This is a genomic window from Paenibacillus barengoltzii NBRC 101215, from assembly GCF_004000745.1.
Classification (GTDB): Bacteria; Bacillota; Bacilli; order Paenibacillales; family Paenibacillaceae; genus Fontibacillus; species Fontibacillus barengoltzii.
Genome location: NZ_BILV01000137.1, coordinates 1 through 2,850 on the forward strand (window position 1 = coordinate 1; position 2,850 = coordinate 2,850).

4 protein-coding genes are annotated in these 2,850 nt (G+C 54.2%); all 4 read left to right on the top strand.

The annotated features are described in order from the left end of the window. Window positions 1-399, top strand: a 399-nt coding sequence (locus PBA01S_RS22415) for a Mini-ribonuclease 3 (protein WP_255315425.1), incomplete at its 5' end; no start/stop codon positions are given. 31 nt (window positions 400-430) lie between these two features. Further along, the gene (gene rlmB / locus PBA01S_RS22420) at window positions 431-1,183 is read left to right on the top strand and encodes a 23S rRNA (guanosine(2251)-2'-O)-methyltransferase RlmB (RefSeq protein WP_127576772.1); all 753 of its coding nucleotides are present in this window, start codon (window positions 431-433) and stop codon (window positions 1,181-1,183) included. A 5-nt stretch (window positions 1,184-1,188) separates the two neighbouring features. Continuing rightward, on the top strand, window positions 1,189-1,710 hold the full coding sequence (locus tag PBA01S_RS22425) for an NYN domain-containing protein (RefSeq protein WP_016310701.1): 522 nt from the start codon (window positions 1,189-1,191) through the stop codon (window positions 1,708-1,710). Window positions 1,711-1,868: 158 nt separating this feature from the next. Continuing rightward, window positions 1,869-2,522, top strand: a complete 654-nt coding sequence (gene sigH / locus PBA01S_RS22430) for an RNA polymerase sporulation sigma factor SigH (protein ID WP_016310702.1) — start codon at window positions 1,869-1,871, stop codon at window positions 2,520-2,522. Window positions 2,523-2,850: the final 328 nt, after the last annotated feature.

Sequence of the window (2,850 nt, forward strand, 5' to 3'; positions counted from 1 at the left end):
CCCGCCAAGCCGGCTCGGCTGCTGCCGCCGCTCGCCCTCGCCTACATCGGCGACGCCGTCTACGAGGTCGCCGTCCGCCAACACGTGATGGCCCGCCCGAACCTGCGGCCCCATCACCTGCACGGCCAGTCGACGAAGTACGTCTCGGCCAAGGCGCAGGCGCGGCTGCTGGAGCAGATCGAGCCGCTGCTCACCGAAGAAGAGAAGGACGTTGTCCGCCAAGGACGCAACGCCAAGTCCGGCACGGTGCCGAAGAACGCCAACGTGCAAGATTACCGACTCGCCACCGCTTTAGAGAGCCTGGTCGGTTACTTATATTACACCGGAGCGCATGATCGCCTCCGCGAGTTGATTGCTCACGGATTTGCCGATTTAGAGGACAATCGGGACCGTGACTAACAAAGTGTCACCATTGCATAGGAGGATTCCAATGGAGGAACAAGAATGGATTGGCGGCAAGCATTCGCTGCTTGAAGCGCTGCATGCCGGCCGCACAATCAATAAAATATGGGTGGCCGAAGGCGCCCAGAAGCATCTTACCCAGCCAATCGTGGCTGAAGCGAAAAAACACGGCATTGTCGTGCAATTTGTGGACAAGCGCAAGCTGGACCAAATGGCGCCCGGCCTGCAGCATCAGGGCGTGGTCGCTCAAGTTGCCCCTTACGCCTACGCGGAAGTGGACGATTTACTGGCCCGTGCGCAGGAACGCGGGGAACCGCCTTTCTTGTTGATTCTGGACGAGATTGAAGACCCGCATAATTTGGGCTCGATTCTCCGGACAGCAGAGTGCACCGGGGTGCATGGAGTTATTATTCCAAAACGCCGCTCGGCATCGGTGACTGCCACCGTGTCGAAAACCTCGGCCGGAGCGGTGGAGTACGTCCCCGTTGCACGGGTAACGAATTTGGTTCAGACCATGGAGCAATTGAAGGAAGCAGGCGTATGGATCGTTGGTACAGACGTAGGTGCAAAAGAAGAGATGTATCGCAGCGGCAACGTGCTGACCGGGCCGGTGGCGATCGTCATCGGCAATGAGAACAAAGGTATGGGGCGCCTCGTTCGGGAAACGTGCGACGTCCTGGTCAAGCTCCCGATGAACGGACGGCTCAATTCCCTGAACGCCTCGGTTGCGGCCGGGGTCATTATGTACGAAGTGCTGCGCAGACGACGCGCTGAAGGATAAAGGCCATGCGCGATGTGCGCGATGTGCTATTGGTGGACGGATACAATATGATCGGCGGCTGGCCTGAGCTGGCGGAACTGTCCAAGCGGGATCTGCAGGCTGCAAGGGACAGGCTGCTTGAGCGGCTCGCCGATTATCAAGCTTTTTCCGGGAGAAAGGTAATCGTCGTCTTTGATGCTTATCGGGTTCCGGGGCTGGGCAAGTCCTATACCCAGAACAAGGTGGAGCTGGTTTTCACGAAAGAGAAGGAAACGGCCGACGAATGCATTGAACGGCTGGTCGGTGAGCTGAGCCACCGTCGCCGGCAAATCTATGTTGCCACAAGCGATATGGTGGAGCAGCACGTGATTTTTGGACAGGGCGCGCTGCGGATATCGGCCAGGGAACTCTTGATTCAGGTAGAGCAAAGCGAGAAGGAAATCCAGGCCAAAATCGCCGAGCGCAGCGCCAATTCCAGCCGCAATACGCTGGATGCCAAGCTAAGCCCAGAGCTGAGACAGTTGTTTGAACGATGGCGCAGGGAATGAAAGGGAATTCTCGAGTTCTACTACCATATACCCTTGACAAAGTTCGACTTTACATCTTTTGGTACTTTTGCGGTTGACGCTAGTATGCACCTTCATATATACTGTTCGTATTACTTGAATGAGTGACGGGGAACCGTGCGTTGCGGCCGGAGGGATTTGTGGTGAGTGTCAAACTCGATACATGGGTAAGGTTTGACTATGAGATCCAAAGTGACGAAGACATTGTCGAGGCGGTTCGAGAGGGCGACAGTGAAGCGTTGGAATACTTGATTAACAAGTATCGGAGCTTCGTGCGCGCTAAGGCGAGGTCTTATTTTCTCATCGGTGCCGACCGCGAAGATATCATCCAGGAAGGCATGATCGGACTCTACAAATCGATCCGGGACTTTCGGGGGGATAAGCTTGCTTCGTTCAAAGCGTTCGCGGAGCTGTGCATTACGCGCCAGATCATTACCGCGATCAAGACGGCAACGAGGCAGAAGCATATTCCGCTGAATTCGTACGTTTCCTTGGACAAGCCGATCTACGATGAGGAATCGGACCGAACGTTGCTCGACGTCATTTGCGGCTCTCAGGTGAGCGATCCGGAAGAATTGATCATCAACCAGGAAGAGTTTACCGGCCTGGAGGACAAGATGTCCGAGATCCTCAGCGATTTGGAGCGCAAAGTGCTTATGCTGTATTTGGACGGAAGGTCCTATCAGGAGATCGCGGTGGATTTGAATCGCCACGTCAAATCGATCGACAACGCCCTGCAGCGCGTCAAGCGCAAGCTGGAGCGTTATCTGGAAGTTCGCGACGGCAGTATTTGAACTTATATATCTATCCTTATGCTACATACATTCAATAAGCAGACCCAAGGGGGACCTGGTTGCAGGGAACCCTTTTTTTACCACAAAGAAACGTTTCTTGATCTCCGCCTTCACAGGCGAACAACGCGGATTCGCTTGGTGCATCTGCTTTTTCTTCTTCCCTTTACTGAAGGGATGTCCCCATCGTTTTCTCTCCCCAGGGTTTATCTTCCAAAATCGTGAGCTATACTGTAAATAATCGTAGAGCATTAGCAGGATGCCTCGCGTGTCAACTCATATAAAAATGTTACCGAAGGATAATGGTTCACTCACGTAATTTTGTTACCCA